Annotated in this window: 24 protein-coding genes and 2 tRNA genes; 7 read left to right on the top strand and 19 right to left on the bottom strand. The window is 65.0% G+C overall.

The features are described from left to right. Nucleotides 1-28 precede the first annotated feature (28 nt). Both asd and AC5RTB_RS05895 read left to right on the top strand, forming a co-directional pair. Nucleotides 29-1186, top strand: coding sequence for an aspartate-semialdehyde dehydrogenase (asd, locus tag AC5RTB_RS05900; protein WP_494060148.1), 1158 nt, complete (start codon nt 29-31; stop codon nt 1184-1186). A 101-nt stretch (nt 1187-1287) separates the two neighbouring features. Then, on the top strand, nt 1288-1716 hold the full coding sequence (locus AC5RTB_RS05895; protein ID WP_494060147.1) for a hypothetical protein: 429 nt from the start codon (nt 1288-1290) through the stop codon (nt 1714-1716). Between the two features lie 67 nt (nt 1717-1783). On the opposite strand, the gene AC5RTB_RS05890 is transcribed toward AC5RTB_RS05895, so the two are convergent. The 14 genes from AC5RTB_RS05890 to AC5RTB_RS05825 form a co-directional block, all read right to left on the bottom strand. Beyond that, nucleotides 1784-2857 (bottom strand): UDP-N-acetylmuramate dehydrogenase, encoded by a 1074-nt coding sequence (locus AC5RTB_RS05890; RefSeq protein ID WP_494060146.1) that lies wholly within the window; start codon nt 2855-2857, stop codon nt 1784-1786. Then, nucleotides 2854-3294 carry a MaoC/PaaZ C-terminal domain-containing protein gene (locus AC5RTB_RS05885; RefSeq protein ID WP_494060145.1) on the bottom strand — a complete coding sequence of 147 codons (441 nt, stop codon included), beginning with the start codon at nt 3292-3294 and terminating at the stop codon, nt 2854-2856. The genes AC5RTB_RS05890 and AC5RTB_RS05885 overlap by 4 nt, the downstream gene beginning before the upstream one ends. 2 nt (nt 3295-3296) lie before the next feature. After that, on the bottom strand, nt 3297-3746 hold the full coding sequence (locus AC5RTB_RS05880) for an FAS1-like dehydratase domain-containing protein (RefSeq protein ID WP_494060144.1): 450 nt from the start codon (nt 3744-3746) through the stop codon (nt 3297-3299). Between the two features lie 109 nt (nt 3747-3855). Further along, entirely contained in the window at nt 3856-4089 is a 234-nt protein-coding gene (locus tag AC5RTB_RS05875; RefSeq protein WP_494060143.1) for a hypothetical protein, read from the bottom strand. Between the two features lie 55 nt (nt 4090-4144). Continuing rightward, nucleotides 4145-6682, bottom strand: coding sequence for an AMP-binding protein (locus AC5RTB_RS05870; protein ID WP_494060142.1), 2538 nt, complete (start codon nt 6680-6682; stop codon nt 4145-4147). Between the two features lie 25 nt (nt 6683-6707). After that, nucleotides 6708-7841 carry an ABC transporter ATP-binding protein gene (locus AC5RTB_RS05865; protein WP_494060141.1) on the bottom strand — a complete coding sequence of 378 codons (1134 nt, stop codon included), beginning with the start codon at nt 7839-7841 and terminating at the stop codon, nt 6708-6710. Nucleotides 7842-7845: 4 nt separating this feature from the next. Beyond that, on the bottom strand, nt 7846-9540 hold the full coding sequence (locus AC5RTB_RS05860; RefSeq protein ID WP_494060140.1) for an ABC transporter permease: 1695 nt from the start codon (nt 9538-9540) through the stop codon (nt 7846-7848). Further along, nucleotides 9537-10565: an extracellular solute-binding protein gene (locus tag AC5RTB_RS05855; protein ID WP_494060139.1), complete on the bottom strand. Its 1029-nt coding sequence runs from the start codon at nt 10563-10565 to the stop codon at nt 9537-9539. Before AC5RTB_RS05855 ends, AC5RTB_RS05860 begins: the two co-directional genes overlap by 4 nt. 136 nt (nt 10566-10701) lie before the next feature. Beyond that, nucleotides 10702-11610 (bottom strand): DUF2797 domain-containing protein, encoded by a 909-nt coding sequence (locus AC5RTB_RS05850; RefSeq protein WP_494060138.1) that lies wholly within the window; start codon nt 11608-11610, stop codon nt 10702-10704. 91 nt (nt 11611-11701) lie between these two features. After that, on the bottom strand, nt 11702-12268 hold the full coding sequence (locus AC5RTB_RS05845) for a type 1 glutamine amidotransferase domain-containing protein (RefSeq protein ID WP_494060137.1): 567 nt from the start codon (nt 12266-12268) through the stop codon (nt 11702-11704). Nucleotides 12269-12335: 67 nt separating this feature from the next. Continuing rightward, nucleotides 12336-13760: a MinD/ParA family ATP-binding protein gene (locus AC5RTB_RS05840; protein ID WP_494060136.1), complete on the bottom strand. Its 1425-nt coding sequence runs from the start codon at nt 13758-13760 to the stop codon at nt 12336-12338. Between the two features lie 132 nt (nt 13761-13892). After that, nucleotides 13893-13966, bottom strand: a tRNA-Met gene (locus tag AC5RTB_RS05835). 55 nt (nt 13967-14021) lie between these two features. After that, a tRNA-Thr gene (locus tag AC5RTB_RS05830) sits at nt 14022-14093 on the bottom strand. A 153-nt stretch (nt 14094-14246) separates the two neighbouring features. Next, complete coding sequence (locus AC5RTB_RS05825; protein WP_494060135.1) at nt 14247-16172, bottom strand: DEAD/DEAH box helicase; 1926 nt, start codon at nt 16170-16172, stop codon at nt 14247-14249. Nucleotides 16173-16595: 423 nt separating this feature from the next. Here AC5RTB_RS05825 and AC5RTB_RS05820 point away from each other — a divergent pair, with 423 nt between their 5' ends. Beyond that, nucleotides 16596-18371 carry a BCCT family transporter gene (locus AC5RTB_RS05820; protein ID WP_494060134.1) on the top strand — a complete coding sequence of 592 codons (1776 nt, stop codon included), beginning with the start codon at nt 16596-16598 and terminating at the stop codon, nt 18369-18371. 37 nt (nt 18372-18408) lie between these two features. On the opposite strand, the gene AC5RTB_RS05815 is transcribed toward AC5RTB_RS05820, so the two are convergent. Both AC5RTB_RS05815 and AC5RTB_RS05810 read right to left on the bottom strand, forming a co-directional pair. Next, nucleotides 18409-19053, bottom strand: coding sequence for an MOSC domain-containing protein (locus tag AC5RTB_RS05815; protein ID WP_494060133.1), 645 nt, complete (start codon nt 19051-19053; stop codon nt 18409-18411). A gap of 36 nt (nt 19054-19089) precedes the next feature. Next, nucleotides 19090-19842: an SDR family oxidoreductase gene (locus tag AC5RTB_RS05810; protein ID WP_494060132.1), complete on the bottom strand. Its 753-nt coding sequence runs from the start codon at nt 19840-19842 to the stop codon at nt 19090-19092. 64 nt (nt 19843-19906) lie between these two features. Between AC5RTB_RS05810 and AC5RTB_RS05805 the strand changes: the two genes are divergently transcribed. Then, nucleotides 19907-21082: an amidohydrolase gene (locus AC5RTB_RS05805; RefSeq protein ID WP_494060131.1), complete on the top strand. Its 1176-nt coding sequence runs from the start codon at nt 19907-19909 to the stop codon at nt 21080-21082. A 1-nt stretch (nt 21083) separates the two neighbouring features. Next, nucleotides 21084-21536: a hypothetical protein gene (locus AC5RTB_RS05800; protein ID WP_494060130.1), complete on the top strand. Its 453-nt coding sequence runs from the start codon at nt 21084-21086 to the stop codon at nt 21534-21536. Nucleotides 21537-21538: 2 nt separating this feature from the next. Here the strand turns inward: AC5RTB_RS05800 and AC5RTB_RS05795 are convergent, their stop codons facing one another. From AC5RTB_RS05795 to AC5RTB_RS05785, 3 genes are read right to left on the bottom strand one after another with little or no spacing between them, the layout of a single operon-like run. Beyond that, nucleotides 21539-22129: a TIGR03086 family metal-binding protein gene (locus AC5RTB_RS05795; protein WP_494060129.1), complete on the bottom strand. Its 591-nt coding sequence runs from the start codon at nt 22127-22129 to the stop codon at nt 21539-21541. 32 nt (nt 22130-22161) lie between these two features. Continuing rightward, nucleotides 22162-23316: a cystathionine gamma-synthase gene (locus AC5RTB_RS05790; protein ID WP_494060128.1), complete on the bottom strand. Its 1155-nt coding sequence runs from the start codon at nt 23314-23316 to the stop codon at nt 22162-22164. Between the two features lie 28 nt (nt 23317-23344). Further along, the gene (locus AC5RTB_RS05785) at nt 23345-24721 is read right to left on the bottom strand and encodes a cystathionine beta-synthase (RefSeq protein ID WP_494060127.1); all 1377 of its coding nucleotides are present in this window, start codon (nt 24719-24721) and stop codon (nt 23345-23347) included. Between the two features lie 75 nt (nt 24722-24796). Between AC5RTB_RS05785 and AC5RTB_RS05780 the strand changes: the two genes are divergently transcribed. Beyond that, entirely contained in the window at nt 24797-25759 is a 963-nt protein-coding gene (locus tag AC5RTB_RS05780; RefSeq protein ID WP_494060126.1) for a DNA-3-methyladenine glycosylase family protein, read from the top strand. A 41-nt stretch (nt 25760-25800) separates the two neighbouring features. Then, a complete protein-coding gene (locus tag AC5RTB_RS05775; RefSeq protein WP_494060125.1) occupies nt 25801-26550 on the top strand; it encodes an SDR family oxidoreductase in 750 nt (249 codons plus the stop codon). Nucleotides 26551-26588 lie beyond the last annotated feature (38 nt).

Here is a 26588-nt window from a genome sequence, read left to right as displayed (position 1 = left end):
GTTTGCCACCCTCCCCTAAACTGGAACCATGACTTCCGCCGCGCACCTGTCCTCGTCATCCGCGCCTTCCGTCGGTCTGGTCGGCTGGCGTGGAATGGTCGGCTCCGTACTTATGCAGCGCATGCAGGACGAGGGCGACTTCCGCCTCATCAACCCCGTTTTCTTTTCGACGTCCAACGCCGGTGGGGCTGCGCCGTCGTTTGCTGAGGGTGCCGGCCCCCTGCAGGACGCGTATGATGTCAAGGCTCTCGCGAAGCTGCCGATCATCGTGACCGCCCAGGGCGGCGGATACACCTCGGAGGTGTACCCGAAGCTGCGCGACGCCGGCTGGGACGGCCTGTGGATCGACGCGGCTTCCTCGCTGCGTATGGAGAAGAGCTCCATCATCGTGCTCGACCCGGTCAACCGCGACGTCATCGACGCCGGACTGGCGCGCGGCGTGCGCGACTTCATCGGCGGCAACTGCACGGTCTCCTGCATGCTGATGGGCCTCGGTGGACTGTTCAAGAACGGTCTGGTCGAGTGGGGCACCTCGATGACCTACCAGGCAGCATCCGGTGGCGGAGCCCGGCACATGCGCGAGTTGCTGACCCAGTTCGGTTCCATCCACGGGGTCGTTGCCAAGAATCTCGCGGACCCGGCATCAGCAATCCTCGACATCGACCGGGCTGTGCTGACCCAGCAGAAGAACCCGGCCATGGATGCTTCCCAGTTCGGGGTGCCGCTTGCCGGTTCAGTGATTCCGTGGATCGACGCCGACCTCGGCAACGGGCAGTCCAAGGAAGAGTGGAAAGCCGGCGCCGAGACCAACAAGATACTCGGCAATGACATCGCAGATGGCGCCCGGATCCCCTTTGACGGACTGTGCGTACGGATTGGCGCCATGCGCTCGCATTCCCAGGCGCTCACGCTGAAGCTCACCCAGGACCTGTCCGTGAGCGAGATCGAGTCCCTGATCGATCAGGACAACGAGTGGGCAACCGTGGTCCCTAACACCAAGGAAGCCACTCTTGCCGGACTTACCCCGGTGGCGGCCAGCGGAAGCCTGCAGATCCCGGTCGGGCGCATCCGCAAACTCGAAATGGGTCCCGAGTACATCAGTGCCTTCACCGTGGGCGACCAGCTTCTGTGGGGTGCTGCCGAGCCGCTGCGCCGCATGCTCCTCATCGCCACCGGCAACCTCTAGGATCCCCTAGCCGCACCGCGGGTATTCGCTGAGTGCGGCCATGCATGCCTTCGAATTTGTGTTCTAGCGAAATGTCGGTGGCATCCGGCAGACTGTGCTGCATGAATCAGATTCCGGTAGATCAGGTCCTGAGACGGTACTTCTCCGCGAGTGCCGCAGGTAGGCATCCCGCCACCGTTGAGCGCTACGAGCGCGTACTGGCCCACCTGCAACTGTTCCTTGAGCAGGAAGGCGACTCCACCGTCAGCGAAGATACGGCCGCGCTGCTCGCGCTGGAGAGACAGTTTGATCCTGAAGGCGCATTCGGGCGGGTCCTCGGTCCGGAGCAGCTGGTCTTCGCACTCCCCCGCTTCCTGAGCGGCACTTGGCTGCTCACTGACTTCCACGATCGCCTGGCGCAGATCAGCCTCATCTCTCGGCTGGTGCAGTGGCTGTGTAGCCGCGAGCTCGTGGACAGCCGCTGGCACCGCCATGCCGTCATGCAGACCCGTGCGGCCGCTGAAAAGGCGCGGCGTCGGGCCACGACGTGATGGGGGTGTCCCGCGTGGTCGCTGAGAGAGTGCCCGGTTCAGCATCGCGATCAGGTCAGCGCAGAGCTCAGTTCAGCGCGCAGCCGATCAGGAGCGGTTCCGGGTGCAGCCGAATGCCGAAGCGCTCCTCAACGCCGTCTGCCACCAGCCGGGCGATGCTCAGTAGGTCCTCTGCTGATGCTGCGCCGCGGTTCGTGACGGCGAGAGTGTGCTTCGTGGACAATGCGGCACGGCCGCCTGCCGCGCGGTAACCGGCGTCGTCCGCGAGCCCGAACCCCTTGCCGAACCCTGCGTGTTCGATGAGCCAGGCTGCACTGAGCTTCACCGTGTCGTCAGGCATCGCGTATCTCGGCGCGCTCTCGGGCAGGGATCCAGCCGCAGCTGAGTCCACCACGGGATTTGTGAAGAAGGATCCGGTGCTGTAGGTGTCGCGGTCAGCGGGATCCAGCACCATTCCCTTCGCGGCCCGCAGCTTCAAAACTGCGCGGCGCACGTCATTGGCGTATGTACGCCCCCCAACGTCGATGCCGAGCTCCCGGGCCAGTTCCGCATATCGCACGGGTGCCCCCATTCGGCCGAGTCCCAGCTGGAACTGCACCGTCAGCACCACGTAACGGGGTGTCCCCGCGTCGGTGGTGCGCTTCAGGAGGGAGTCGCGGTAGCCGAACTTGAGATCGAAGTTGGCCAGCGACTTGATGGACTTCGTTTCGCGGTCATACGTGCGCACCATGGCGATGGTCTGTGAAACTTCAGCACCGTACGCACCCACGTTCTGCACCGGAACTGCACCGGTGGACCCCGGGATGCCGGACAGTGCCTCAAGGCCCGAATAGGCGTGACGCACTGTGTACTCGACGAGCTCGTCCCAGGGCTGCCCGGCCTGAGCGGTGACCATTACGCCTCCGCAGGTGGCGTCGTCGTCGTTCACGCTGAAGCCCGTCGACGCAATCCGGACCACCGTGCCGGCGAAGCCGGTGTCAGCGACCAGCAGGTTGGAGCCGCCGCCGACGAGCAGGAGCGGCTCCCCCGCTTCATCGGCGGAGCGAACCGCATCGATAATCTCGGCTTCGGTGCGCGCCTCTACGAGTTTGCGGGCGGGTCCCCCGACGGCCGACGTGGTGAACTGGGCGAGCGACGTCACCAGATCCGCACCACTGCCTGTGCCTTGACCAGCACCTTCTGCCCGCCGGCGGTCACCGTCAGATCGATGCGGGCAGTGGAATTGTCCTGGTCAACCGCACCGACGACACCGACAACTTCGATGACCGCGCCGGCAACGCCGGGCTGATCGGTGGTGTCCTCGACAACCACCGGCCGGGTGAACCGGGTCTGGTAATCGATGACGGCGGCAGGGTCACCGATCCAGTCCGACACCACCTGAACGGCCGAGCCCATGGTGAACATACCGTGGGCAATGACGCCGGGCAGGTCCACACCACGTGCGAAGGATTCGTTCCAGTGGATCGGGTTGAAGTCACCGGACGCGCCGGCGTACTTCACCAGGTCCAGTCGGGTGACCTCAACCGGGGACCGGCCGATTTCCTGGCCTACCTCAAGGTCCGTCAGTGCAACTGTCATATCTACTGCTCCTCCCCGCGCACCAGGATGGATGACGTGGTTGTTGCGGTCTTCTCGCCCTCCACCGTGGAGATTTCCGCCCGGGTGGTAATCATTGCCCCACCGCCCATCGCGCGAACCTGGTCAACGTGAAGCTCGGCGACCAGCTCGTCACCGGCGATGATCGGCCGATGGTGGATGAACCGCTGGTCGGCGTGAACCACGCGGGTGAAGTCAATACCGGCCTCCGGGTCATTGATCAGCTGCGCGTCGGCACGCTGGGCAATGATGATCGCGAAGGTGGGAGGTGCAACGACGTCACGGTGACCCAGTGCGGCCGCGGCTTCCGGGTCGAAGTGCGAAGGATGCGTGGCTTTCACGGCCGTCGCGAACTCGCGGATCTTCTCGCGCCCTACGGTGTAGACCTCGGCAGCTGGGTAGCTGCGCCCCTGAAGGTCGGGATTGATCGTCATGAAACTCCTTCTTGTTGGGCTGCCGAAGTAACCGGCTTCTCGGGCGCGGACACGCATCTCCCAGCGTAGCTGTATTGGTCCGTTACCTGCCGGTCGCTTCCGCTTGCGCTCAGGCCTGCGGCGGGCGGCTACGACGACGCGCGTCACGTCCGCGCACCACCAGCCCGCCGAGGTGCGCGGTCATGCCCGCCACAATGATGGGCAGTGCAGCCAATACCAGCGGATCCGTCTGCAGCATGGCACCGGCGACAGCCAGCAGAATGCCCACGCCGGTAAGGATTAACGCGGCGATCACGAGCTTCCGGTACAGCGACGATCCGGTGTCCCAGGGTGTATTGAGCATGGTTCTATCCTAGGGTCCGGGCGGGAACCGCCCGGCAGGGGTGCACGCCCCCGTGTCAGACCGCCACACTCCGGCTTGCTCCTTTGCGGCTTCCGGTCGCCATTCGTACCAAGCCCGGCACGCGCATGACGAGCGCCCAGTAGAGCACTCCTGCAACGAGGGATGCGGCCACGGCCACCGACGGATGCATGGCTTCGAGGTGCGGGAACACGAGCCAGTGGGTGAGGTAGATGTACAGCGATGCGCTGGCCAGCACGACAGTTATGCGCTGTAGACCGCGGGGCACCGGCAGTGTCCGTAGCCAGACGAGCACCAGAATACCCACCAGCAGCGTCATTTCCCGGGGCAGGTCAAGGAAGAAGTAGCCGGGGACGCAGAGCAGCACAACGGCGGAGATGAGGCAGCGGTGGAGGGTGGTCCGCGCCTGGGCGACGGCCCATCCCAGAGCAAAAAGCCACAGGGCGGGCGCGGTATTGGGCACCTCAAGATCGATGACGTTGAACCGGGTCAGCAGACCAGCCGCGGTCAGCCCGAGCGGGAAGCCCAGGGGGAAACGCCGTTCCAGCCTTGCTATCGGGGGGAACGCCAGGAGCGCCACTGTGCAGACGAGGAGGTAGGTCAGGACCTCAACGAACCAGAAATGCCATTCGGGCGTCACTTCCTGGGGACCGACGAGCGCGTTGAGGAGGAAGATGTTCGCGACGCTGTAATGGTCCGTGATGAGGTAGCCGAAAGCGATGAGCGCCATGCTCGGCACCACGATCCGGGCAACGCTGGTCAGCTGGCGCCGTAACCGTTGTGTCCGTTCGCCCTGAAGGTGGAATCGCGCGAAGTTGTATCCGGCCGCTGCCAGCAGCACGTGGGCGGTGCCTTCCCAATGGAACAGCCCGATGTGGGTACTGATGATGAGAATGATTGCCACGGCGCGCAGCACGATGCTCGACTCGGTCGGCGCGAAGAACCTGCGTTGCCGTCGGGCAGGGCAAACTCCTTCCAGCTCTGCCACGGATCGCAGATGCCAGTCGGCCGGGAGGGTGCCAAGCGCATTCTCCAGACGTACCGACGTCGCTACGTAGGACAGCGAGTCGCCGCCCAGCGAGACAAAGGTGCTCCCGTCGTCGACGGCGGACACTTCCAGCTGCTCGGCGAAGATGGCGCGAACATCCTGCGGCCCTTCCTTACGCGTCGGCGCCGCTTCCCCCGGCCCTGGAGCGGGTTCGGCGAGCGCCAGCACCGCCTGGTAATCCGGTTTTCCGCTGCCCAACCGGGGAAGCTGTTCCACGGCGTACATTTTCAGCGCTCCGCGGGGGATTCCCAGCTCACGTGCCAGCACCTTCCTGAGCAGGTCGGGCTCGTGATCTCCCTGGACGGCGACGACGAGGTGCTCGTCCGTGCCGGCGCTTGTTGCCAGCACTCCGAATCCGGCGAGGATCTGCTCCACCCGTCCGAGATCGATGCGCAGTCCGGCGATCTTGATGAAGCGGCTCCGGCGCCCCACCACCTCGTACAGCCCGTCAGGATGGCGCCGGGCCAGGTCCCCGGTGCGTAGCTCGGTCACTATTCGGCCGGCCGCGAGGTCCTCGGGACTCTCCGCATAGCCCAGCATCACGTTGGGGCCGGTGTACACCAGTTCGCCGTCTTCCAGGCCGGCCACGGGATCGATCCGGAAACTGCCGCCCGGCACCGGTACGCCGATTCGCGAAGGATTCTCCGCGGCGAGGGCGGGCGGCAGATACGCCATCCGTGCGGTGGCTTCGGTCTGACCATACATGACGAAGAGTTCCCAGCCCCGCTCGCCGGCCAGTTCCGCGTACCGCCGGACGAGCTCGGGAGCCAGACGGCCACCTGCCTGGGTGACATAGCGCAACGTGGGCAGGTCCATATCGGAGAAACCCACGCGTTCCAGCAACTCGAAAGTGTATGGGACGGCGGCGAAGGCGGTTGCTTCAGTGCGGCGGAACAGGTCCCAGAAGCAGGGGTCCACAACCGAGAGGTTGGTGAGCACCACCGACGCTCCGGTGAGCAGGTGGCTGTTGATGACAGACAGGCCGTAGCAGTAGGACATCGGGAGGGTGGTGACGGCCCGGTCCCCCGGCCCGAGGCGCAGGTACTCCGCAATGGCCGCGGCGTTGGCCTCCAGGTTCTGGTGCGAGAGCCGCACCAGTTTCGGTGACCCCGTCGAGCCCGAGGTGCTGAGGAGCAGCGCAAGATCCGGGTGCAGATAATGGCTGGTTACAGGACGGACCTCCCGGAATCGCGGCTGTCCGTTCCCATCCCCGGCTGCCATGACGACGTCCGGATCGAAGGTGTCACGGATCGAATCGATGGCGGAGGGCTTGTCCCCCGGCGCCAGAATCACGGGATGCCCTCCGGAAAGCGCCGCGAGGTACGCGACGAGGGAGTCGACGTCGTTGGTTGCCGCGAGCAGCACCAGGCGCCGGACGGGACCGAGACGGTCCGCGACCGCTTCCACGCGATCAGCCAGCTGCCGGTAGGTGAGCGTCCCGGAATCCGTCACGACTGCGGGGTTGTCGGCGAAGCGGGCGAGCCTGGCCGCGAAGCCTCCGGACCGGGTAGCCGCTTCCAGGGGCATTGTCGGCATAGTTATGGACACAGCATTACCTCAATGTAGTGATGGGTGAACGCTCCGGAGACTGCGGAGAAGGGTTTACGGCACCGACCGGCGGCTCGGTGACGGCCCGGTCATTGACCAGGAGAGTGGGCGACGTTCCCGCCGCGACAGTTACGCTGACCGGAGTACCGGCGGCGTAGCGAACATGGTGCGGTTGCCAGGACCGCAGCGTACGGCCAGAGGCCAGACGCACGTAGTGCAGCACAAAGGCTCCCCGATACTCCTGGGAGATGACCCGGGCGGAAGCGTCCGGATCGTGGGCGAGCGCAACTTCGTGGGGCCGGAGGACCACGTCGACGTTGACGTCGCAGTTGGCCCACCCCGGAACCGTGGAAACTACACCGATCTCGCACGTCAGCAGTGCGTTGTGAACATTCGCCGGCAGGAAATCCGCATCTCCCATGAAGGAGGCAACGAAGCGGGTGGACGGCTGTTCGAACACCCGTTCCGGCGTGTCCGTCTGCTCGATGACTCCCTCGCGCATCACCACCACGCGGTTTCCCACGGACAGCGCCTCTGTCTGGTCGTGGGTCACCAGTAGGCTGGTGGTCCCGGTTTCCTTCAGGACGGCGACGAGATCGGCACGAACTCTGCCCCGCAGGGTCTCGTCCAGGCTGGAGAACGGTTCATCCAGCAGGACGACGGCGGGACGGGGCGCCAGGGCGCGCGCGAGTGCGACTCGCTGCTGCTCGCCACCGGACAATTCGTGCGGATAGCGGGCAGCCAGGTGGTTGAGCCGCACCAGTTCCAGCACTTCGGCAACACGCTTCTGCCTATCCCGGGCAGGCAGCCGGTTCAGCCCGAAGGCAACATTCTTCGCGACCGTCAGGTTGGGAAACAGTGCGTGATCCTGGAACACGAGGCCCACGCGGCGACGTTCCGGTTCCTGGAACCGACGGCGGTCGGCGACGACTTCACCCGCAATCGTGATCGTTCCGGAGTCCGGCCGCTCCAGTCCGGCGATCATCCTGAGCATTGTCGATTTCCCGCAGCCGGATGGCCCGATCACGGTTACCATCTCCCCGGCGGACACAGACAGGTCGAGGGACGTGGCAGCGGGAACACCGCCGTATCGCCTGCTTACGCCGCTCAGGGTCAGCGCCGGGGTTTCGACGTCCATAGCGTTACTGTCCACGGTTCACCGTCCCGGTTTTGAGCCCCGCCGACCGGCGGAACAGGAAGTACACGGGGATCACGGCTACCGCGACGATGCCCAGTGCGGGCATGGCTGCCTTCTCCCAGAAATTCTCGCGGGCCAACTCGTAGACCCAGACGGAGATGGTGGTGAATCCGAACGGTCGCAGAAGGAGCACGATCGGCAGTTCCTTGACTGCGTCAATAGCGACGAGCACGAGCGCCACCGCGGCGCCGCGGCGAGCCAGGGGCAGATGCACGCGGGTCAGAAGCCTGCGCGGCGTGGATCCGAGGCTGAGGGCGGAAAAGGTGAGTGCCGGTGAGATCTTCGCGAAGCTCGCGTCGACAGCCTGGTAGGCCGGAGCAAGGAATCGCACCAGATACGCAAAAAGGATGCCCGCCACTGAACCGGTGACCAGCAGCCCTGTGCCTCCCGGAACACCGGCGAACTCGAGCCACTCATCGAGCCGGGCGAAGGCGATGAGCACACCGATGCCGATCACTGCGCCCGGAACGGCATAGCCAAAGGTGGTGAGCTGTGCTGCGGTTGCCACCACCGGACCTCCGCCGAGGCGTTGGGCATGCCCGATGGTGAGCGCGATCCCGGCGCACAACAGTGCGGCAACCGACGCAACGGTCACGCTGTTCACGAGATACTCCACAAACCGGGGATCCAGCAGAGGTTCGGAGCTGCCGATGGCCTCCCCCATAGCCCAACCGATCAGCTGGGCAACCGGGAGGATGAAGCCTGCTCCGAGCATGCTGAGGCAGACCAGGGCGGCGGCCCAGCCCCTCCATCCGGCCAGCCGCCGGGCCTGCAGGCCTTCGCCCCGACCGTTCTTCTGGTGGAAGCGGGACCGTCCGCGAAGGAGACGCTCAACGGCCAGCACCGCGACCGCAAACAGGAGCACCAGCACCGAAAGCTGGGTTGCCGCGTTGAAATCGAAGCTGCCCTTCCAGACGAGATAGACGCCGACGGAGACGGTCTGGACATTGAAGTACTGAACCGTCGCGAAGTCCGTCAGCGTTTCCATCATGACCAGCGCCAGGGCGGCAGCAAGTGACGGCCGGGCCAGGGGGACCACAACCCGCCACAGCGTGCGGGAACGGCTGGCACCAAGGGTGCGTGCGGCGTCGTACGTTGTTGCGCTCTGCTCCACGAGCGCGGACCGTGCCAGGAGATAGACGTATGGGTAGAGCGTCAGCGACATGACGACGACGGCGCCGAGCAGGGTTCGCACGTCGGGCAACCAGGCGCCGGGACCGAGCACCGTGCGCAGCAGGGCCTGTACCGGGCCTCCGACGTCGAACGTGGACAGAAACACGAAGCCGAGGATGTACGCAGGCATGGCCAGCGGCAGCACCAGCGCCCACGAGAGCAGGTTCCGCAGCGGGAAGTCGTAAGCCGTGACCAGCCACGCCAAGCCGCCGCCGACCAGCAGGGTCCCGCTGCCGACTCCGAGCATCAGGAGGACGGTCGTCAGGACCATCGGACCGATGTCCCGCGGCATGCTGCTGGAGTTCAGGCTGCCGAGCCCGTCGATCAACACAGCAATAACCGGCGTCGCCACAAGGGCTGCGGCGAGCAGCACAGCCGCCGACCACAGGGGACGGCCGTTCCCGGTCAGGAGGCGCCGGCGTTGCCCGGAAACCCCCGCATCAACCAGGACAGCCGATTCACTCACTTGTAGCCGGCCTCTGCAAGCACATCGATGGCCTCGGCGTTCAGGTCGCCGTAGGCTGCAGCGTTCAGCGGCATACGGCTGAATTCACCGAACTCGGCGATCACCGGTTCCGGCTGTGCCTCCGGGTTGACCGGGAACTCATGGTTGGCGTCAACGAAGGCGTTCTGCCCCGTGGTGGCAAGCCATTCAATGAGCTGCTGGGCCTGCGCCGCATTGTCGGAATTCGCTACGACCCCGGCGCCGGAAATATTCACATGCGTGCCGGCTCCCTCCTGGCTGGCCCAGAAGAGGTCGACGGAGAGGTCGGGGTTTTCCGCCAGAGTGCGCGCCAGGTAGTAGTGGTTGTTGATGCCCACGTCGCAGGCACCGGCGTCGATCGATTCGAGAAGGAGAACATCGTTACTCATGATGGCTACGTCATTAGCCACCCATCCCTGGACAATTTCGAGGGCCTTCTCCCGGCCGTGGAGGTCGATCAGGCTCGCGACCAGCGACTGCGTGTAGGACGAGGTTGCATCCCGCATGCAGAGCCGTCCTTTCCACTTCGGGTCGGCCAGCCCGGCGTAGCTGTCCTGGGCATCGAACTCCGAGGGGTCTACGTTCTCCGGGTTGTAGGTGAGCGTCCTGGCCCTCATGGCCAGCCCGAACCACTGTCCTTCCGGGTCCCGCAGGTCCTCGGGGACCGCTTCGTCCAGCGCGGCCGAGCTGGTCTGGGCGAGGACATCCTGGCGCGCGGCGTTCCAGAGGTTCCCGGCATCCACGGTCATGAAGACGTCAGCAGGTGTGTCGCTTCCCTCGGCCTTGAGCCGCTCGAGGAGCTCGGCGTCGTCACCGGTGATGAACTCCACCGAGATGCCGGTTTCGTCGGTGAACTGGCCGAACGCGCCTTCCAGGTCGTAGTGCCGCGCCGTGTAGATCTGCAGGTCGGCCGGGGCCTTGCCAATGCCGAGCACGCCGCAACCTGAGAGGGCCAGGGCGGGGACCGCGAAAGCGGCGCAGGCAGCAATGAGCTTGGGTCGGTGCATGAGGGGTACTCCTGGAGGAAGCGGCAGAGGCCGCAAGCAAAATTACAAAGGTAAGCCTAACCGAACCTACGCATGGCGCCGAACACTTTTCCCGAATCATGACTCCGTATGTAACACGGACGCCTGGGCGCGAGCGTCAGAACAGTTCGTCCTGCACCGCCACGGGCGCGGACCTGTAATCGCCGAGTTCCAGGCGCCGGCCACGCAGCAGCGCGAGATTTAGGAGGAACTCGCTTTCCGGAAGAGCGAGCAACGCGGTCGGTCCAAGGAGCGCCAGGATGCTGCCGCCATGTTCCCCGCCCTCAAGGCTCAGCGGATAGACCGCTGCCCGGGCCTTCAGGACCCGTTCCCAGCCCCCCGGGGCCTGCCATTGCTCCTCGACTGCTTCGAAGCCGTCGATACCCAGGCCCTGTGCCAATAACCCGCGTACGACGTCGGCCGCATCGGCGTTCAGGAGGTCCAGTTTCGATTGCGCTAGCGGACGGGTGAGGGCCGCCGTTTTGGCTGCCGACCGGACGGCCTGCGGCAGGCCGGCGTGCCGTGTCACAGTGTCTTCGAGAACGCGGACCACCCTGCCGTCGTGCGCGTGGGCAACGTAGCGGGCGACGATGGCGCCCTGCTCGGCCAACCGGGTCCACTTGCTGCGGTCCGAGGCCGTCCCCACCTTGGTGGAGCCATCCGCGAAGGTCGCGACGTACAGCCAGTGATCCTGCGCGAGGTACGCTGCGAGCGTGTCGGGCGCTATTCCGGAGCGGTGAACGTCGTGCATGTACCGGAAGTCGTCCCTGGCAAAGCAGGAGCCGCACTGGTAGCCGCGTTCCGCCGTCGTCTGTTCAGGGCAGGGGAAGGAGCGACGGCCCTTCGGTCCCAGCGCTTTCGAATACCCCAGACAGAAGCGCTTCCCGCTGGTGAGGCGGAAGCCAAGAAAGAGCGGCAGATCATCGAGGTGCAACGGCGTCGTCGCTCCCCGTGGTGTGGCGAGCGTCAGCGACGGGCCTGACGGGCTCCAGGACACACCGTGGCAAAGGAAAGGTCCGGTGAGCATGCCGCCACGCTACCGGACCCGGAGTTGGAGCCGCCCGGTTGCCGTGAACCGTCGGGAACAGGCAACCGGGCGACAGATACTTTGTCAGGGGTTAGGCCGTCTGCCCCTCGTGCGTGCCCTCAGCGATCTCTTCGAGGACCTTGTCGTTGAAGGCGGGGAGGTCATCGGGATTGCGGCTGGTGACGAAGCCCTGGTCCACAACCACTTCATCATCGGTCCACTGGGCGCCTGCGTTCCTGAGGTCCGTTTCGAGCGTGTGGTACGACGTCATTGACCGGCCGCTCACCACGCCGGCTTCAATCAGCAGCCACGGTGCGTGGCAGATCGCGGCAACGGGCTTGTGCTGTTCGAAGAAGCTGCGGGTAAAGGCCTGCGCATCCTTGTCCACGCGAAGGTGATCGGCGTTGACGACGCCGCCCGGCAGGACCAGCGCGTCGAAGTCCTCAGCCTTCGCGTCGCTGACCGCGAGGTCGACCGGGAACGTATCACCCTTGTCCGTGCCGTTGAAGCCCTGTATCGACCCCTCACTGGGGGCAATAAGCGATGGCACTCCACCGGCACCCTTGACGGCCTCCCAGGGGCTGGTCAGCTCAACCTGTTCGACGCCGTCCGTGAGCAGGAAGGCCACCTTCTTTCCGGAAATATCGTGCATAGTCATGCTTCCTCCATTCCGTTGGCTTACATCTCCAGCCTAGGAACATCAGAAGTACTAAGCAACCTGACTATCAGAGTCCGTCGGCAACAGCGGCGGCCGCTGCAAGCCATGCGCCCTGCGTAGCTGGCTTGAGGGCGCCCCAGCGGATGCGGCCTTTCAACAGCGCAACGTCATACGGGATGGTGACGGCGCTGCGCGCAAGCTGTGCGAACCCGTCTGCAATTTGCTTCGCCTGCGCCGCAGTACCGTTCTTGTCCGACTGGCTGACGATGACGACGGCGTTCTGCGACAGCTCCGCGTACTTCCCGCCGCGCCCCCGGAGTGCCTCCAGCAGGAGCGCACCCGCCTCCGCGTGTTCCTCGAGAGTGGTGGTTGCGATGACGAGCTGATCGGTGTGGTGAATCATGCGCAGCCAGCGCTCTGCGGTTTCATCGTTTCCGGAGTCAACGATGTTCAACCGGAAGTATTTGGAAGCAACCTCGTGGAGTGCATCGAAGTCATCGGCGGTGATCTTCTGCTCGGAGGCAAGCACGTCCGGCTTGGACCGCAGGACGTCGTACTTGTCTTCCGTCTGGTGGTGGACGTACCGGGCGAGCAACGCGGACTGCGCCGAGGGTGCCAGCAGCTGACTCGTCTCCGGCAGGAGATCCATCACCGATGAGTTGTGGGGACCTTGCTCGGTGCGCCAGCCCAGTGTGCCGCGGGTTTCATTGTTGTCCCAGGCGAGCACCGGTCCCCCGCCGTTCCGGGCGAAGACCGCGGCGAGCATGACGGTGGTCGGGGTCTTGTTTGCGCCGCCCTTGCCGTTCACCACGGAGACGGTCCGGGGGCCCGGCCAGTGCTGGCTGACGGCACGGGTGTGCGCGCGTACCGACAGTTCCCGCTTCGACGGCGCCACACGGATCCCGATCCGGGACAGCAGTCCGCGGAACCCGGTCTCGGCCGGAATGGTGCCGTTGTCAGGCGCCAGGAAGGAACGACGCCGGCCCTGCGAGTTCTCCTGCCGGCGCGACTGCCTCGGCGGATCGGCGGGCATGCTGGGGACGGCAGGGATGACCGGCGCTGCCGGTACTGTCGGCGCTGACCGGACGGGCGTCGTCGTGCTGGTGCGGGCTTCTGACTGCATTCTGTCCTCCGATGCGCTGGCCGGTGCTGCTGCGGGTGCCGGAGGCACGGGGCCTGCTACGGCCGGGGCCCGCTGCGGAATCACGACGGGCACCGACATGGTGCGTGCACCATGGGCTGACTCGTCGAAGCGGATGTCGAGAACCTGACGCCGGACGGTGTACTCGTCCACCTCATCGTTCGACTCTGGCGCGCCCGGTTGGGAGGCCCCTTGCGGTGGCTGCGGGGCCGGCGACAGACGGTCGGCGAAACGGGGAACCTCCGAGATAGGCCCGGTTCCAGGCTCACGTCCTGATCGTCGTCGGCTTGCTCGGGTTGGAAAGTCTTCCGGCTTTTCGCCCGGCCCCCAGGCCGAATCGTTGTCAGTCATGCTTCCTGTCCTGTCGATGTCCCTCGCGCTTCATCCTATAAGGAGGCTGACCGCTGCCCGCGTCGGACTGTGCGTACCGGGGAAAACGAAACAGGCCGGCAGCTCGTTGAAGAGCCGCCGGCCTGTTGTCTGTAGCGGTGGCGGGACTCGATCCCGCGACCTCACGATTATGAGTCGTGCGCTCTAACCAGCTGAGCTACACCGCCATAAATGAGACTGCCCGCTTCAATCTTACGATCTGCGGCGGGCCTCCCATTTGAGAGCCCCCCACCGGAATCGATCCGGTGACCTCGTTCTTACCAAGAACGCGCTCTACCACTGAGCTAGGGGGGCAACAGCAGAAAACTTTACCAGCTAATTCGCGTGCTGAAAAATCGAGCCGCGAGGTGCGTTGCCCGTCACTTCCGGACCCCAAAAACGACGACGCCGGCCCCCCGCAGCTGCGGAAGACCGGCGTCGTTCTATGGCGCTAAAGAGAGCCCGGAATCACCACTTGTCGCGGCGTCCGGTGCCGGCGCCGGCACCCTTCTTGTGGCGCGGCTTGCGGTCGTCGGAGTCGTGTCCGCGGTCGCTGCGGTAATCGCCTTCATGCGCGCGCTCCGGGCGGAAGCCGCCGTCGTGCCCACGGTCGCTCCGGAAGCCTTCGCCACCCTTGCGGTGCGGCTTCTTGAAGTCACCGGCGGGACGCTCGCGGACAGGGCGACGGCCCTTGTCCAGTTCGAGGTGGATCAGTTCGCCGCCGATGCGGGTCTTGGACAGCGCACGCCACTGATCCTTGGAGAGCTCAGCTGGGAGCTCCACCAGGGTGTGGTCCGCGCGGATGTCAATTCCGCCGATCTGCGACGACGACAGTCCACCCTCGTTGGCGATTGCGCCGACGATGGAACCGGGCATTACCCGCTGGCGACGACCGACGGCGATGCGGTAGGTCGCGTTGCCCTCAGTGAGAGTGCGTGTGGGGCCACGGGAACCGAAGGCATCCTTGCGTCCGCCTGCGCGCTCTTTCTGGCCGGCCGGAGCCTGCGGGATGTCCTTGACCAGGATCGGGTTGCCGCCCTGTGACATGACTGCAAGCGCAGCGGCGATCTCGGCGGCAGGAACGTTGTGCTCGTTCTCGTAGTTCGCGATCAGGTCGCGGAAGATCGAGACGTCCTCGGTGGCCAGGGTTTCCGTGATGCGCTCTGCGAACTTGTTCAGGCGCAGTTCGTTGACCGCCTCCGTGGAGGGCAGGTGCATTTGCTCGACCGGCTGGCGCGTTGCCTTCTCGATGGAACGCAGCAGGTACTTCTCGCGCGGGGTGATGAACAGGATCGCGTCACCCGAACGGCCCGCACGGCCGGTGCGGCCGATACGGTGCACGTAGGACTCGGTGTCGTGCGGGATGTCGTAGTTGACCACGAGCGAGATGCGCTCAACGTCGAGGCCGCGGGCCGCGACGTCCGTCGCCACCAGGATGTCGATCTTGCCGTCGCGCAGGGCCTCGATGGTGCGCTCACGCTGCTGCTGCGGAATGTCACCGTTGATGGCAGCGGCCTGGAAGCCCCGGGAACGCAACTTGTCCGCCAGGTCTTCAGTGGCCATCTTGGTACGCACGAAGGCGATGATTCCGTCGAAGTCCTCGACCTCAAGGATGCGGGTCATGGCATCAAGCTTGTGCGGACCCATGACCTGCAGGTACCGCTGCCGGGTATTGGCGCCGGTGGTGGTCTTGGACTTGACCGTGATTTCCTGCGGGTTGTTCAGGTACTTCTGCGCAATGCGGCGGATAGCGCTCGGCATGGTCGCGGAGAACAGCGCAACCTGCTTGTCCTCCGGGGTCCCTGCGAGGATCTGCTCCACATCGTCGGCGAAGCCCATGCGCAGCATCTCGTCCGCTTCATCAAGCACGAGGTACTGCAGGTTGGACAGGTCGAGCGATCCCTTGGACAGGTGGTCGATGACACGGCCGGGCGTTCCGACGACTACCTGGGCACCGCGGCGGAGTCCTGCCAGCTGCGGACCGTATGCGGATCCGCCGTAGACGGGCAGCACGCTGAAGTTATCGATGTGCTTTGCGTAGGAGGCGAACGCCTCGGCGACCTGGAGCGCGAGCTCGCGGGTCGGTGCAAGGACCAGGACCTGGGTGAACTTCGCAGGACCGTTGAGGTCAGCGAGCTCAGCCATCTTCGACAGGGCCGGGATAGCGAACGCGGCGGTCTTGCCGGTACCGGTCTGGGCGAGGCCGACGACGTCGCGCCCTTCCAGCAGGGCCGGAATGGTCGCAGCCTGGATAGGCGAGGGCTTCTCGTAGCCGACGTCGGACAGCGCGGCCAGCACGCGTCCATCGAGATTGAAGTCAGCGAACGTGATATCCGGTGTCTCGGTGTTCGCAGTTTCGGTTTCAAGGGTTTCTGAGGGCAGGTTTTCAGGCATGGGGAAGTTGACCTTCACTAGGAGCCGGGCGGCTGCATGAGCCGTATGAACAGGAAATCCAGCGCTGTTTCAATCCCGCGGCAGGACCATACATTCCAGCTTCGGCCGCTATCACAACGGTGAAGTGCAATGTTCTCTGACCGGCGCTCCCTGAATGAATCTGCCCGCTTCGCTAGACGCAGCGGGCCCCAACACAACCAATCCATGCCGCTTCAAGGGCAGGAATAAAGGGAAAACCGGTGTGGGGGATGTTTCAAGTGTACCCCACGACGTCCCGCACCCTTTCCAGCAGGGCCCTGGTTGCCACGTGAGGCTGACCACAGCCGGATGAAATTCCTACTCGGGAGTTCATTTGCATCTGAACTAGAGCATGAAAAGCTGGTGAACAAATGTAGCGCCCCAATAGCTGCCCGAAGGATGGACATGAAATCAGAACGGGAATCAACCGCACAGGAGAGCTCACTCTCCGGGAGGCAGCGAAATGGAGGCAAGGGCTTCATACTTGCACCCAACATCTTCTGGCCTGCCCTGATCATCATCGTGGCTGCCGCGGTGCTTGCCATCATGTTCCCCGAAGGCACGGGAACCGCACTGTCAGCCGCGCAAAGCGGCGTCGTGGCGGTATTCGGCCCCTACTACCTCCTTGCCGTAGCCGGCTTCGTTGTATTCGCCGTATGGATGGGACTGAGCCGTTTCGGTGACATCAAACTCGGTAAGGACGACGGCGTACCCGAGTTCAAGCTCCTGTCCTGGTTTGCGATGCTCTTTGCTGCAGGCATGGGAATCGGCCTTGTTTTCTGGGGTGCCGCGGAGCCGCTGACATTTTTCGTCAATCCGAAGCCCGGCGTCGACGGTGACGCCCGGGAATTGGCCAGCGCAGCCATGACGCAGACCTACCTGCACTGGGGATTCCACGCGTGGGCGATCTACGCGGTTGTCGGTCTCTCACTTGCGTACGCCATTCACCGCAGGGGTCGGCCCGTTTCGATCCGGTGGGCCCTTGAACCGCTTCTGGGCGACCGTGTTCGTGGACGGGTGGGTGACGTCATCGACATCATCGCCATCGTCGGCACCGTCTTCGGCGTCGCAACCTCGCTCGGGCTCGGCGTGCAACAGATCGGGGCCGGCCTGGTCCAGCTGGGCGTCTTCGGCGAATCCACCGACGCACTCCTGGTTGGGCTCATCATCGTCATCACGTTCATCGCTATCCTCTCGGTTGTCAGCGGTGTCGACAAGGGCATCAAGTGGCTGTCGAATATCAACCTCGGCATGGCGGGCATCTTCCTCATAGCGGTACTGCTGCTCGGCCCCACGCTGTTCCTGTTCCGTGAATTCGTCCAGTCACTCGGTTCCTACCTGCAGTCCATCGTTGGGCTGACCTTCGACACCAGCGCCTTCGCCGGGGAGGAAGGCCGGAACTGGCAGGCCTCCTGGACTGTCTTCTACTGGGGATGGTGGATGTCCTGGGCGCCTTTCGTGGGCCTCTTCATCGCCAGAATCTCCCGTGGACGAACAGTGCGCGAGTTCGTGTTGGGTGTGCTGCTGGTTCCCTCCATGGTGAGTTTTATCTGGTTCGCGGTCATGGGCGGCAGCGCGATCAGCCGTGCATTCGAGGACTCCAATGGAGGCCTGTTCGATCCGGCCGTGGGCATCGTCTCGGAGAACGTGCTGTTCAACCTGATTGAGGGGTTGCCGCTGGCCGGGGTCCTGTCGGTCGTAGCTATCGCCCTGGTGGCGATCTTCTTCATCACCTCCTCAGACTCCGGCTCCCTCGTCGTTGACATGCTGGCCTCCGGCGGCGAGACGGACCCGCCGAAATGGAGCCGCGTGCTGTGGGCCGGCCTGGAAGGCGCCATTGCGATTGCACTGCTGCTGGCCGGTGGCCTGGCTGCGCTGCAGACCGGTGCCATCCTGACGGCGCTTCCCATCAGCGTTGTCATCATCGGCATGTGCATCTCGCTCTACAAAGCGCTGAGCGCCGAGCAACAGGCGCTGATCCGGGTCGAGCGGCGCCAGCGGCGGATGGAACTCGAACGCGAGATCGGCGAGAGCGTGACGGAGCATCTCTCCGAACACTTCGATGAACACTTCGGTGAGCACGTCGACGACCGCATCGAGACAGCCCTGCCCAACAATTTCAACGGCCGGCCGCGGCCCTGGCTTCCCCGGCGCAGGTCAAGGCCGGGGTCGGGCCGCTAGCAGGCGGGAGGCCGTCCGGGATTAGGCGGGAAGGGAGTTACGCGGGAAGCTTCTGCGCCCGTGCGAGTGCTTTGGCGACGTCGGGCGTAAGCTTCGCACCGCCGTCGTGCGCGGCCTGGAGCCTGGCCGCCTGGTCAGGCCCCAGGCCGGCGAAAAGCTGGCCGATGGTCACCCCGTGCTCCGGCCGGTGCTCAACGACGACGGCGTCCCCCGCCTCGATGTATCCACCCTTAACCACGCGCAGGTACGTGCCGGTCCTGCGCTCCCCGGAGAAGCGCTTCACCCAGTTGGGCTCACCCAGGAAGCGGGCGAAGTTGATGCACGGGGTCCGGGGCTCGGTGACCTCAAGGAGCACCTCACCGATCCGCCAGCGCTCGCCAATGACCGCGTGTGTGGCCTCGATTCCGGAGACCCGCAGGTTCTCACCGAATGTGCCCGGCGCGATGTCGCGTCCCACTTCCGCTGACCAGAAATCCGCGTCTTCCTGCGAGTACGCGTAGAGGGCCTTGGACGGGCCGCCGTGATGCTTGCGGCTCGCCTGGATGTCTCCGGTGAGTCCGAGTCGATGCACCTTCACCCGCCCGGCCGCTGCCCGCTTGTCGATGGCTGTGACGCCGGTCGAGTCCTTTGTGGGCAGCAGGGCATGGACGCGACACACGGCGAGCAGGAGACCAGCAGTCATTCACCGATCCTAGCGGCCACCCGCCGGCCGCTCACTTCAGGAGGCGGAGAACCCGCCGTCCGCTTTAATGAGCTGCCCGTTGATCCAGCGCCCCTGCCGGGACAGAAGAAAGACGACGACGTCGGCCACGTCGGCGGGCGTGCCGAGCCTGCCGGTGGGCTGCCGGGCGGTGAGTGCCTCCCGCACTTCGTCCGTCATCCAGCCGGTGTCGACCGGTCCGGGGTTGAGCACGTTGGAGCTGATCTTCCGCTCGCCCAGTTCGCTGGCTGCGGCAATCACGATCCGGTCCAGCGCGCCCTTCGATGCGCCGTACGGCAGGTTGTGTACGGTGTGGTCGCTCGTGAGTGCCACGATCGCGCCGCCGTCGCCGGGGCACTGCTGCGCGAAGGCACGGATGAGTTGCCAGGCTGCCCGGACATTGACGGCGAAGTGGCGGTCGAAGCTCTCGACCGTCGTGTCCAGGATGGACGAGTCAACACTCTCGGCGTGTGAAAGCACCAGCCCGGTGAGCGGACCGAGTTCCGCGGCGTCGTGAATCAGCGCATCGGCGATGTCCGGCTGTTCAAGGTCCGCTGGCAGGAGCGTCACGCGGGAACCGATCGCTTCGAGTTCCGCCGCAAGGTCACGCAGTTCGGCGTAGGGTTCCTCCATCTGGTGGACCCGCTGGTCATAGGGGTGCCAGTAGGAGAGGACCAGGTCCCATCCGTCCGCTGCGAGGGCTCGGGCAATTCCCGCTCCGATGCCCACGGAGCGCCCGGCGCCGGTGATCAGGGCTGATCGTCGCGTCATCGCATCAGTGTAGTCAGACGGTAAGTTTGGCTGTGACCCCACCCCAGGCGAAAGGTCCAGACCCATGACTGCCACAGCAATCATCAATGCCCATGTCGTCCCGATCGAAGGCGAACCCTTCGATGGAACCGTCGTGATCGAGAACGGGAAAATCTCCGCACTGGGAGCCGATGTCACCGCGCCCGAAGGCGCCGACGTCATCGACGCCGCGGGCAGGTGGCTCCTTCCCGGATTCGTGGACGCGCACGTACACCTCGGCACCCATGAAGAGGGTGAGGGCTGGGCCGGCGATGACACCAACGAGATGACCGACCCCGTTACTGCCGGCGTCCGTGCACTGGACGCCATCAATCCCTTCGACCCGGGATTCGATGACGCCCTCGCCGGCGGCGTGACCTCAGTGAACGTGAATCCGGGCTCCGGAAACGCTATCGGCGGGCTGACCGTCGCCATCCACTCGCACGGTCGCTACATCGAGGAGATGGTACTGCGCTCCCCCAGCGGCCTGAAGTCGGCTCTCGGTGAAAACCCCAAGCGCGTCTACGCCGAAAAGAAGCAGACACCCTCTACACGGCTCGGCACCGCCATGGTGATCCGGAAAGCCTTCATGGATGCCCAGAACTACATGGGCAAGGCTGAGGAGAACGCCCGGGACCCGAAGCTCGAGGCATTGGCCATGGTGTTGCGCCGCGAGATTCCCTGGCGCCAGCATGCCCACCGCGCCGACGACATCGCCACCGCCCTGCGCATCGCGGACGAGTTCGGTTATGACCTTGTCCTTGACCACGGTACCGAGGCCCATCTGCTCGCCGACGTCCTGGCTGAGCGCGGCATTCCGGTGCTGATCGGCCCGCTCTTCACCACAAAGTCGAAGGTGGAGCTGCGGGGCCGCTCGATTGCCAATCCGGGCAAGCTGGCCGCTGCCGGCGTCGAGATTTCCATCATCACGGACCATCCGGTCATCCCGATCAACTTCCTGGTCCACCAGGCAACACTCGCCATGAAGGAGGGCCTGGACAGCATCACCGCATTACGCTCAATCACGATCAATCCCGCGAAGGTATTGGGGTTGGCCGAGCGCATTGGCTCCCTGGAGCCGGGCAAGGACGCCGACGTCGTGCTGTGGAGCGGTGATCCGCTGGATGTCATGCAACGCGCGCTCACCGTCTGGATCGGCGGCAAAGAGGTCTATCACTACGACACCGACGCCCGAACCGGCGTCGTAGCTCCCCGAGGCTGAGATGGCACGACAGTCCCGCCCCGGCCTTCCCCCACCGCCGCTGACCATACGGGCAGCCATCGCCGTGGAGGTGCTGGTCAGCGTCCTCTTCCTGATCGCCGCGGGATCTTTCCTGCTCTCAGCGGCAGCCCAGGAGATTGACCGGGCGGGGCTCGTCGGCCTCGGCGTTCTGCTGGGCGCGCTCGCTGTTGTGCAGTTGGTGCTGGTGCTTGGATTGCAGCGGGGAAAGCGCGGCGCCCGTGAACTTCTCACGACGATCGGTCTCATCGTCGGCGTCCCGATCCTGGTCCGCAGAACGCCCGGGCTCTCCGTGGTGTGCGCGGTCATGCTGATCGGCGTGGTGCTGATGTGGCTGCCGACGTCGACTGCCTGGTTCCAGCTGATCAGCCCCAAACCGCAGAACAAGTGGGTTCGGCTGGCCAGCCGAACGGCCAGTCCCTTCCGGAAAGGCTGACTTCAGCCCGACGGGGTCCACCGAGGATCGCGTCCGCTCAGAGCGATGACCCGCTCGAGTTCGGTGGCCCCTTCCGGCACCGGCTCCGCGGGCCCGAAGAGACCGTCCCGGGGCTGTCCAGGTTCCGACATTTCCTCCACGAACTGTCTCGCGGCGCCCAGCGCTCCGGCATCCCAGTCGAAGGACTGCCCGGTGGCCCGGGCGAGGTCCCAGCCATGAATCACCAGCTCGTCGGCGGCGACGATGCCCGCCACTGAACCCGGCAGTTCGATCCCGCCTGCCTGGGTCATGCCCTCCCACGCCTCAGTGTGTAACCAGGCTTCCGCCATCCCCCGCAGCTGAGCCGCGATGCGGGGCCTCCACCCGTCGCCGAGCGGCGGTGCCTCACCGCCGGGCGGCGTGGAAGTCTTCGGACCGAAGTTCTTCTCGGCCGCGGCAGTGAAAGCCAGCGACAGGCCGTCAACATGCTGCAGCAGGGCCTCGACCGTGTACTTGTCGCACGGCGTCCTCGATCCGAGCTGACTGTCTTTGACACCGTGCACCAGCGACGCCATCTGCGCTGCCGCCGGTCCAAGATCAACCTGCTTCTCCATGCGACCAGTATGCCGAGAATCCGGCGCCTTGTTTAGAGGTTCGCGAAAGCCTTCGCGAGGTCCGCGATGAGGTCCTCGACGTCCTCGATTCCCACGGAGAGACGCACCAGGTTCTCGGGCACCGCGAGCTCGGTTCCCTTCACCGACGCGTGGGTCATCTCCGACGGGTAGTTCATCAGGGATTCGATTCCACCGAGGGACTCGGCGAGCGTGAAGAGCTCGGTGGATTCAGCGACGGTGCGCGCAGCCTGCTCGCCGCCCTTGAAGGACACCGAGATCATGCCGCCGAAGTCGCGCATCTGGCGCGCCGCGAGCTCGTATCCCGGGTGTTCCGGAAGGCCGGGGTAGTAGACCTTCTCGACTTCGTCCCTTCCGGAGAGCCACTGGGCAATAGCGAGCGCATTCGAGCTGTGCCGGTCCATCCGCACGCCAAGGGTCTTCAGGCCGCGCGTGGTCAGCCAGGCCTCCATGGGGGCGGAGACAGCACCCACCGCGAACTGGATGAAGCCCACCTTCTCGGCGAGGTCGGCGTCGTTGAGCACGACGGCGCCGCCGCTGGCATCCGAATGCCCGCCGATGTACTTCGTGGTCGAATGAACGACGACGTCGGCACCGAAGGAGAGCGGCTGCTGCAGGTACGGAGTGGCGAAGGTGTTGTCGACGACCAGCAGGGCGCCTGCCTTCCCGGCGACCTCGGCGATTGCTGCGATGTCGGTGATTTTCATCATCGGGTTGGACGGCGTCTCGACCCACACCATGCGGGTGTTCCCGGAAGCGACCGCCTTCTCCACCGCGTCCAGATCCGACATGTCGACCGCAGAGTTGGTGATGCCCCAGTCAGCGAGCACACGGTTGATGAGCCGGTAGGTTCCGCCATACGCGTCGTTGCCCAGCACGATGTGGTCGCCGGGCCTCAATGCTGCGCGGATCAGGGCATCTTCAGCCGCAAGGCCGGACGAGAAGCTGAACGCGTGCTCTGCGCCCTCGAGCGCCGCGAGCTGCGCCTGAAGCGAGTCGCGGGTTGGGTTGGTGCCACGCCCGTACTCGTACCCGTTGCGCAGCTGGCCGATGCCGTCCTGCGCGAAGGTTGTGGTCTGGTACAGCGGCGGAATGACCGCACCGGTTGTAGGGTCCGGTGTCTGGCCGGCGTGGACCGCACGGGTGTTGAAGCCGTTTGTTGAAGGCATTGCTCGCCTTTCCGATCGTGATAGAGGTTTAGCTGCTCAGGTACGTCAGCAGGTCGTGGCGCGTAAGTATTCCCACCGGTGCCCCGACGAAGGTAACCATGAGGGTGTCGCTGTCCTGCAGGCGTTCGCGCGCGGTGGTCACGGACTCGAGCGAACCGATGATCGGCATCTTCTCAGCCATATGCTGGGAGATCTTGTCTGTGAGCTTGGCCGTGCCGTGGAAAATCTTCTCGGTGAGCAGCCGTTCGTCGACCGACCCGAGGACCTCACCCATGACCACCGGGGGCTCCTGGGACAGAACCGGGATATTCGATACGCCGAACTCGTTCATGATCATGATGACATCACGGACGGTCTCGTTCGGGTGGGTGTGTACCAGATCCGGGAGGGATCCGTTCTTTGATCGGAGGACTTCACCGACCGTTGCCTCGTCACCGCTGTCCATGAAGCCGTAGGACTTCATCCAGTCATCGTTGAAGATCTTGCCGAGATAGCCGCGGCCACTGTCGGGAAGAAGGACGACGACGACGTCGTCCTTGGTGAGGTCCTTTGCCGCCCGGAGAGCAGCGGTCACCGCCATACCCGACGAACCGCCGACAAGGAGGCCCTCCTCCCGGGCGAGCCTGCGGGTCATGGCGAAACTCTCGGCGTCGTTCACGGCAATGATCTCGTCCGGGACCGACGGATCATAGGCGTCCGGCCACATGTCCTCACCGACGCCTTCAACGAAGTAGGGCCGCCCTGAGCCGCCCGAGTAGACCGAGCCTTCCGGATCGGCACCGACGACACGGACAGGGCCGGACTCACGGTTCTTGGAAACGTCCTTGAGGTAGCGGCCGGTGCCGCTGATGGTGCCACCGGTGCCAACGCCGGCGACGAAGTGCGTGATCTGACCCTCGGTGTCACGCCAGATCTCCGGTCCGGTGCTCTCGTAGTGGCTGAGGGGGCCGTTGGGGTTGGAGAACTGGTCGGGCTTGAACGCGCCCGGTATCTCGCGGGTGAGGCGATCGGACACGCCGTAATACGACTGGGGGCTGTCCGGCGCGACTGCTGTGGGAGTGACAACAACCTCGGCACCGTAGGCAGCCAGGACGTTGCGCTTGTCCTCGCCCACCTTGTCCGGGACCACGAAAATGCACTTGTAGCCGCGCTGCTGCGCAATGAGCGCCAGCCCTACGCCGGTGTTCCCCGACGTAGGCTCGATAATTGTGCCGCCGGGCTTGAGCTTGCCCTCTTTCTCCGCAGCGTCAATGATCTTGACGGCGATGCGGTCCTTCACGGACCCGCCCGGGTTCATGTACTCCACCTTCACCAGGACCGTTGCGGCGATCCCCTCCGTGACCCTGTTGAGTTTGATGAGAGGGGTGTTACCGATCAGATCCACGACGGAGTTGGCGAACTTCATGGTTAACAAGTTACCGCGAGCCACCGACACTCCCCGACTGAGGAACTGTCACCCGCGCGTGCGAGCATTAACGCCATGACCCTCACTGCCTCCGCTCCAGCCGCTCTGTCGGCCGTCGTGGAGCCGGAAGGAGCCTACTCGCTGCTGGCCTCGGTGGGACCGTTGCAGTGTGGTCCTCACGATCCCACAGTGATTTTCGGTGACGGCGCGGTATGGATGGCCTTCCGGAATGACGACGGCGCGGCCACCCTGCGCCTGTCACAGCGGGGCGGGCTGCGGTCGTCTGCGGTGCTCGCGACGGCGTGGGGTCCGGGCGCCGCACTTGCCCTGGACTCTGTGCCGCGGTTGATAGGGCTGCTGGATGACTGGAGCGGATTTGATGAGCCCGGTTTCACGGCAGGTTTGCCTGAGCTCGCGCGGAAAGGCCGCTATCTGCAGCCCGGTCTGCGGTTGCCCGCGACCGGAAGGATGCTCGACGCCGTCGTCCGCGTGATTCTGGAGCAGAAGGTGACGGGACTCGAGGCAAAACGGGCCTGGCGGTATCTGGTGAGCCGCTTCGGAGATCCTGCTCCTGCCGCTCCCGGCGCTCCACGGGAGCTGCGGCTACCGCCTACGGCCGCCCAGTGGCGACGGGTTCCGTCGTGGGAATGGCACCGGGCCGGGGTTGATGCGAAACGATCGGCGTCCGCGCTGAGGGCGGCCGGCGTCGCCTCCGGTCTGGAACGGCTGGCCGGTCTCGATGCTGCCGGTGTGCACGCCGGGTTGTGCTCGATCCCCGGAATCGGCCCGTGGACAACCGCCGAGGTGCTTCAGCGCACCCACGGGTGTCCGGATTCCATCTCGGTCGGGGATTTCCACCTTGCGGCGTACGTTGGGGCGGCGCTGACCGGCGAGCGCACTGACGACGCCGGGATGCTCGAACTGCTCAAGCCCTGGGCCGGGCAGCGTCAGCGGGTTGTACGGATGCTTTATGCGAGCGGGTTCAGGAAGCAGGCCTACGGGCCGCGGCTTTCACCGGAGGATCACCGGCGGCGGTAGGTTCTCAAGTAGCAGCGTGCCCAGACGAGAAGGATGATGACATGAGGATTGCTGTTGCCGGAGGTACAGGAATGGTTGGCCGTCATGTCGTCGAGCGTGCCCGTGAGCGCGGGCACCAGGTCGATGTGCTCAGCAGGTCGGAGGGCGTGGATCTCGCAGGCAGCGAGCCGCTCGATCTGAGTGGTGTCGGAGTGATCATCGATGTCACGTCCAAAGAGACAGCCAGCGCGGCCAAATCTACGAAGTTTTTCACGTCGGTGACAGGGAAGCTTCTCGCGGCAGGCCTGGCAGCAGGCGTCGACCACTACGTGCTCCTCTCGATCGTTGGAATCGATAAGGCGCCCTACGGGTACTACGCGGGAAAGTTCAAGCAGGAACAGCAGGTCAGCGAAAGCGATGTTCCCTGGACAATCCTCCGCGCGACGCAGTTCCACGAGTTCGCCGGCCAGATCTTCACCCGGATGAAGTCTGGCCCGGTGTCGTTCGTGCCGGCCATGCAGTCCCAGCCCGTCGCCGCCAACGAGGTAGCCGTGAGGCTGGTGGACCTTGCAGAGGCTGGCCCCTCACAGCGAGTCCCCGACCTCGCGGGGCCTCGGGTGGAACGGATGGCGAAGCTCAGTCGGCGGTGGGCAGAAGCCACCGGAGCAAAGGGAAAGGTCCTCGAGCTTCCGCTTCCCGGCGGTTTCGGGCGCGCGATGCGGAACGGAACCCTGTTGCCGCAGCCCGGCTCTGATCTAGGCAAGCAAACCTTCGACGAGTGGCTGCAGCACGCGCCTCGAACAGGTCCCTGAACCCACAGAGGCCCGGATCCCGACGTATGTTCGGGATC

It is taken from the genome of Arthrobacter sp. M71 S08, from assembly GCF_059089725.1.
The sequence above is the reverse complement of the archived record's forward strand: the minus strand, read 5'-3'. Positions and strand labels throughout refer to the sequence as shown.